Consider the following 979-nt stretch of genomic DNA (forward strand, 5'->3'; position numbering starts at 1 on the left):
CCTTGCGGCCGCTTCGCGCCGTCAGTTCCCTGCTCGTCGCGTGATGTTCGCCATCCGTTCGCCCTTAGCGTGCAGATGCGTCACTTTCGTGTAGTCACCCCCTGTTGGAGCCGCATTTCTTCTGGAGCAGTTCTAGCCCGATCTTCCATTCGTCCTTCACGCCGCAATGCTTGCGGGCCAGCTCATACATGCGCCGCTCGAACGGCTTGCGGAGCCGGAAATAGTCCCGGTGGAGGGTGAGGACGTTCTTGCTGATGACGGAGCGATAAACCCATTCCGACAGGGTGATTTCAAGATCGAGCATCCGGCCATCGAACGTCTTGCGGGTGATCTTGGCTTCTTCGATCAAGCCGAAAATCCGCGTTTCCTCAATGCCGCCGGTCTGGATGTTGGTCCGCACGGTCGTTCCGCGCAGGCGGGTGAGGGCGTCGGCCATCAGCCGATAGCCTTCGCCGCTGGTCTGGCGGTTGGTGGCGACCAGCATGTCATAGGCTTGCAGGCGCACGGTGCGGCTTGGGAATTCGCCCCGGTTCATTTTCGCGACGAGCTGCGAAATGCAGTAGATCAATATGTCCTTGTCGTGGATCGTCGCCAGGCCCTTGCCCGAAGGGATAATCTCGATGACGTTACCGTTATGCTCGTAGCGCCGCATCCGGTTGTCGGGCTTGGTCGAGAGCGAAAAGACCGGATGCTCCATCGAGGCCATGTCATCCTTCGGGATTGCGTCCAGCACGTCGCAGATGAACAAGTCCTGGTTGGGATGCCGCACCGGCAGCAGCGGCGTGCGATCGTCGCTTTCCACGGCCGGCACGGCGTCAAACAGGGAAGGGGCGGGGTCTATCGTCATTTCACTAACGCAGAGCTACTATCGTCATTTCACATACGCAAGCTGATTATCATCATTTCAGAGTCCTCTTGGAGGAGGAACCCCTCCGACTTCAGTCGGATACTGGCTTTAGCCTTAGACTCGGCCAGTAGC

1 protein-coding gene is annotated in these 979 nt (G+C 58.8%); it reads right to left on the bottom strand.

Annotated features, from left to right (window positions below):
• Positions 1–94: 94 nt before the first annotated feature.
• Positions 95–847, bottom strand: coding sequence for a replication initiator protein A (locus L3X40_RS21935; protein ID WP_237367448.1), 753 nt, complete (start codon positions 845–847; stop codon positions 95–97).
• Positions 848–979 lie beyond the last annotated feature (132 nt).

The sequence above is a fragment of the Rhizorhapis sp. SPR117 genome, assembly GCF_021742065.1.

Excerpts from the sequence above, each read along its gene's own strand:
- L3X40_RS21935 (WP_237367448.1), bottom strand. The coding sequence starts at position 847 with ATGACGATAGACCCCGCCCCTTCCCTGTTTGACGCCGTGCCGGCCGTG.